General features: G+C 63.1%; 4 protein-coding genes. All 4 read right to left on the bottom strand.

Annotation, left to right across the window (positions count from 1 at the left end; genetic code table 11):
• Positions 1–190: 190 nt before the first annotated feature.
• A complete protein-coding gene (locus tag ACY69P_RS13620) occupies positions 191–1,405 on the bottom strand; it encodes a methyltransferase domain-containing protein (protein WP_462327867.1) in 1,215 nt (404 codons plus the stop codon).
• A 229-nt stretch (positions 1,406–1,634) separates the two neighbouring features.
• On the bottom strand, positions 1,635–2,420 hold the full coding sequence (dapB, locus tag ACY69P_RS13615; protein ID WP_459901867.1) for a 4-hydroxy-tetrahydrodipicolinate reductase: 786 nt from the start codon (positions 2,418–2,420) through the stop codon (positions 1,635–1,637).
• A gap of 31 nt (positions 2,421–2,451) precedes the next feature.
• Positions 2,452–5,043, bottom strand: a complete 2,592-nt coding sequence (ligA, locus tag ACY69P_RS13610; RefSeq protein ID WP_462327866.1) for an NAD-dependent DNA ligase LigA — start codon at positions 5,041–5,043, stop codon at positions 2,452–2,454.
• Between the two features lie 43 nt (positions 5,044–5,086).
• Positions 5,087–5,480: glycosyltransferase family protein (locus ACY69P_RS13605; RefSeq protein WP_462327865.1), on the bottom strand; the 394-nt coding region annotated here is incomplete at its 5' end.

Here is a 5,480-nt window from a genome sequence, read left to right as displayed (position 1 = left end):
ACCCTCGCCAACCTTTTCGTCTAGAGCCTCCCTCCAGAGGTGTCCTCTTTCCGCTCTCCACAAATAAAGGCGACGCCTCCATTCGGAAGCATCGCCTTACCCATTTGGTTGCCACGGCCAATCGCTCAGCCCTGCCGAAACGCCCCCATCGCGGAGCGCGTACGCAGGCGCCACATGCGATCGTCGCTCACTACATGCGGACGGCGCTCACCACATACACGGGGTCGCTGGTCCATGTTTCGCGGATGTGCGGGTCATCCTCGGGCCGCCACCAATTCCGCACACTGACGGTCTGCATATCGACAAACACGCCCGTCTTTTGCAGATAATGCAAAATGTAGCCAACGCGTTCAAACTCGTGCAATTCGCGCCAGATGGCCACAACCTTGGTGGGGAACCACCTGTTGGAGCATCCAAGAAGCGCCACGCCCCCCGGACGCAGCACACGGGCTATCTCCCGCACCACTTTGTCCGGTTCGGTGACATACTCAAAGGACAGACTCAGCAGCACCGCGTCAAACTCGCCACTTGCAAAGGGGAGCGACGGCGTGCGGTTTACATCGTGCACCACATGGTCGCCCAAAGCCGGATTCGCGCGCATTTCCTCGCTGTTGAGGCCAAGGCCGACCATGTCCAGCCCCAGGGACGACGGCACGTGCGACTGCACACTGCTCATCAGGTCCAACACACGCATCCCCGGGCGCAGGTGGTGGGAATACTCCTCCTGCAAAAACAGCGAGGCCTGCGCATCCACATGCCCCACAAGGCGCGTGGTTTCGTAAAACTCCTCATCCGGCGCGGCGTCCACCCGGTCGAAGTCGCCGCATGCACTGGCGGCAAAATCCGTTGGGCCGCCCTCGCACCGCACCTGCATCCCCGGACCGGAAAGGCATATCTCCTCAATCCAATCCGTCAGACGGCCGCCGGTGTCGCTCGCCTTTTCCGCGGCGTTCAGCACGGTTGCGGACAGCGTAAACTCGCGCCCCGCAAAGGGAGCATTGCGGTCCGCCACAAGACGCCCCTCCGTCAGCGCGGTAATGCGAAACGGCGAGACGGTTTGCGGAAACACTCCGGGAACGTTGCGGAGCAATCCGCTGGGATAAAAACGCCCAAAGCGCGCCTGCACCCTGCGGCCACCAAACATGCGCGGGCAAAAATCGTCCGGGCGCAGGCCAAAGACCAAGTTGTCCGTCCTGTCCGCCACGGCCTCACCGGGGGCATAATGGATGTGGGCGCTTTCGCCGATGTCCTTCCCCATCAACGCCTCCTTGAGGCCGGGGGGAAATATATCCCGCCACAGGTTCACCTTGCGGCCGAGAAAACGCTCCCGGTGCCGGGCTTCGGCGCTCTCCCACGTTATATCGAATGCAATGGTCGCAAGGGCGTTCATATCAATTGGTGCCATGTCCTCCTTCTTTGCTCACCCTGAATTGGGTTCAAAGGTTCAGAAAAAAGAAACACTCCCAACACACTGGGAAAACGTACCCCAAAGCGCGCCTTTTGTGAAGAATAGTACAAGCCTTTTCTCCCCAGTGTGCAAAACGCCCATCACACGCGGAAAAACGTGCATACAAAAAGGCGGCAGGGTCGCAATGCCCTGCCGCCTTGAAAAGCCACTCTAGTTCTTTGCGCGCCTACAACGCGACAACGTCCGCCATGGCGTACAGCTTGCCCCCGGCCTTGCCGGACAGCCATTTGGCCGCACGGACGGAGCCTTGGGCGAAGGTATCGCGAGAGTGCGCCTGATGCGTCACCTCAATGCGCTCACCCGGACCCATGAAGTACATGGTATGCACGCCAACCACGTCGCCGCCGCGGATGGTCTGCACGCCGATTTCTTCCTTGGGGCGCGCGCCGATGATGCCCTCGCGGCAATAGGTGCCGACCTGCTGCAGGTCCCAGTCGCGGGCTTCGGCCACGCACTCGGCCAGCTTGAGGGCCGTCCCGCTGGGGGCGTCCTTTTTCTGATTGTGGTGCAGTTCCACCATCTCAATGTCGTAATCCAGCCCCAGCTTTTTGGTCAGCTCCGGCAGAATCTGCTGCAACACGCTGACGCCAACGCTCATGTTCGGCGCCCAGAATGTCGCGTTGGTGGCGGCGATGGTGCGCAGTTCGTCCTGCTCCTCCGGGGTGAGGCCCGTGGTGCCAATGACAATGGGGTTGCCGTTGGCCGCGCAAACGCGGGCGTTGGCAAGGCTAGCCTGCGGGGCCGTAAAATCGATGACCACAGCGCCGGGATGCTCCGGCAAAACCGTGGCAAGGTCGGTGCCCACGGGGCAGCCAAGGTAGTCCAAACCGTCCGTGCTGCCGGGGCGCTCCACAACGGCGGCAAGCTCCGCGCCAGCATCATTTTGCACCATGCGGCAGATGGTTGCGCCCATGCGGCCCTTGGCGCCCATGACGATAATAGGGGTACTCATGTCGTCCTCCGGTTCCATTCGTGTTGCGATATTAGAAAAGTGTGTACTGCTTGGGCCCTGCCGGGGCGTCCGCCTTTCGTTCGCCGTCAGCGGCGGCTTCATCGTCTGGGGCTGTGTCCGCGGCGGTGTTTGGGGCTTGGGCTAGGGCGTCTGCGTCGCCACCTGTGGCGTCACTGCCCTCCGGCGCGGGGGCTTCCTCGCCCTCAGGGGAAATCGCTCCCGCGTCAGCCGCGTCCTGCGTCTGCGGTTTCAACAGCGCAGGCGCCTCACTTGGGGCACCCGCAGAAGCAGATGACTCCCCTGCTTCCGCGTCCGAATCAGCGCTCACCTGCGCATCTGGAGAGGTGCTGGATGCATCGGAAACAGCCGCGCCACTCTGCTCCGCGCCTGCCGCGTCAGCAGAGGCCTTTCCGGCGCTCGCCCCGTCTGCACCCGTCTTGGCCGTTTCGGTCTGACCAGCTTCCGGCTGGGCACCCTCAGCCTCTTCGGATGAGTCCGCGGACGGAGCCTCCTGCACGGCGGCGGATTCTGCGCTTGTTTCAGCGGCAGGGTGTGCGGCGCCGGAGGCATTCGCCTCTCCGCCCTCACCAGCCCCGCCTTGAAGCAGCGCCATAAAGGCATCAAGGTCAATGACGGCAAGGCCCAGCTTTTCGGCCTTGGTCAGCTTGCTGCCCGCCTTTTCGCCCGCCACCACATAATCCACGTTCTTGGAAATGCTTTTGACCACCTTCGCGCCAGCGCCCTCGGCCAGCTTGGCGGCATCGGGCCGCGACATGCCGGGCAGGGAACCGGTGAAGATAAACGTTTTCCCCGCCAAGGGCTGCTCTCCGGCTTCGGCGGTTTCGTCCACGCCGCCGACGGGCCACAGCCCCACCTCGCGGAATTCCTCCACAAGGTGACGGTTGTCGTCATTCTGGAAAAAGGCGTGCACGCTTCCCGCCACTTCCGGACCAATGTCCGGCAGTTCGGTCAGCGCCTCCACCGAGGCTTCGGCAATGGCGTCAAGGTCGCGGTAGGCGCGCGCCAGCGTGCGGGCGGTCTGTTCGCCCACGTGCCGGATGCCCATGGCCGCGATAAGCCGCTCCAGCGGCGCTTCTTTGGCCGCCTCAATGGACGTAATGACATTCTGCGCCGACTTCGGCCCCATGCGCTCAAGGTGCATAATGTGCATGCGCCGCAAACGGAACAAATCCGCCGGCGTCTTGACCAGCTCCTTGTCCACCAACTGCTCCACAAGGCGCTGCCCAACGCGGGACATATCCAGCCCAGCCTTGGACACAAAGTGGACAATGCGCCGCCGCAGCACCGTGGGGCACGAGACGTTCAGACAACGAATCGCCACCTCGCCGGGCAGGCGGTCCACCGGGGAGCCGCAGGACGGACAGACGGTGGGGAAGACAAAGGGCTTTTCCTCGCCGGTGCGCTTTTCCACAACAGGGCCGACAACCTCGGGGATAACGTCGCCCGCGCGCTGGACGATGACGGTATCGCCCTCCAGCACGCCCTTGGCGCGGATTTCATCCTCGTTATGCAGGGTGGCGCGGGAGACAGTCACACCGCCCACCACCACAGGGCGCAGATGCGCCACCGGGGTCAGCACGCCGGTGCGGCCCACCTGCACCTCTATGCTCTCCAGCACAGTCTGCGCCTGCATGGCCGGAAACTTCAGCGCCATGGCAAAGCGCGGCGCACGCGCAGTAAAGCCAAGGGCGTCCTGCGCCTCGATGTCGTTGATTTTGGCGACCACGCCGTCAATTTCCACGGGCAGGTCGTCGCGCTCGGCCATCAGGCGCTCGTAGTAGGCGGCCACCTCGTCCGGCGACTCGCACAGCTTGGCCAGCGGCGGAATGGTAAAGCCCGCCCCGGCCAAAAATTCCATCATTCCCTGATGCGTGGACCACTTGGCTTCGCCGGAGGGGAAGGACACCTCGCCAATGCCGTAGGCCATAAAGCTCAGGCGGCGGCGCGCGGTGATGCGCGAGTCCAAAAGCCGCAGGGAACCCGCGGCGGCGTTGCGCGGATTGGCGAAAGTTTTGCCGCCCTCCTCGTCCTGCTGGCGGTTCAGGCGGACAAAGTCCTCCTTGAGCATCACGACTTCGCCGCGCACCTCAAAGCGCTCCGGCATGTCGTCCATGTCCAGTTGCAGGGGCAGGTTGCGTACGGTGCGCATATTGGCGGTGACCACCTCGCCGGTGATGCCGTCGCCGCGCGTCAGGGCCGTGGTCAGCACACCGTTTTCATAGATGATTTCGCACGCCAGTCCGTCCAGCTTGGGGTCCACCCAAAAGGGCAGGTCGTGGTCAATGTCCAGCCCGCGCCGCACTCTCGCGGCGTATTCGGACCACTCGTCCACGTTGAACACGTTATCCAGGCTGTACATGCGCAGGCGGTGGTCCTGCTGCACAAAGCCCGGTGCAGGCTCGCCGCCAACGCGCCGCGTTGGCGAGTTGGGGTCGTCCAGCTCGGGGTATTGGCGCTCAAGGTCCTGCAGGTTGCGGAACAGAGCGTCGTATTCGGCGTCGGTTATCTGGGGATCGTCAAGGACGTAGTAGCGCCTGTTGTGGTATTCCAGCTGTCGGCGCAGGTCCTCGACCTGTCGTCGTATCTCGGCAGAAGCGCTCACGTCGCGGTCTCCTGTTTCATCTCTCTGGTAATGTTTCGGCGGATTATTCGCCGATTCTGTAGCGTCGTCTGGCCAGCAGGCGTTCTTGCCTGGACAGCTGCGGGTCGCGCCGCTCGGCCGTCTCCGGGGCCATAAAATAAAGCCCCAGCACATCGGGAATCAAGAGGAAATCCTCGGTCCGCGCGATGCGGAGCCAGAATTCATAATCGCCGATGGCTTCGAAGTCACGGTCGAAATAGCCGTAACGCTCGTGCAGGGCGGCGCGCCACATGGGCTGTGGCCCGACAAAGTTGTAGGTAAACAGCGTCCGCCTGTCGAAGGCGGGCCAGTCGCTGCGCCCAATGGGCGTACAGGTCGCAAAGTCCTGACACGGCGTGGCCGTCACATAAGCATTGGCGTAGACCAACGCCACCTGCGGGTTTTCGTCCAGCGTCGCG

Source organism: Desulfobaculum sp. (assembly GCF_054921475.1).
The sequence above is the reverse complement of the archived record's forward strand: the minus strand, read 5'-3'. Positions and strand labels throughout refer to the sequence as shown.

Coding starts and splice junctions, on each gene's coding strand:
- dapB (WP_459901867.1), bottom strand. CDS start 2,420: ATGAGTACCCCTATTATCGTCATGGGCGCCAAGGGCCGCATGGGCGCA.
- ACY69P_RS13620 (WP_462327867.1), bottom strand. CDS start 1,405: ATGGCACCAATTGATATGAACGCCCTTGCGACCATTGCATTCGATATA.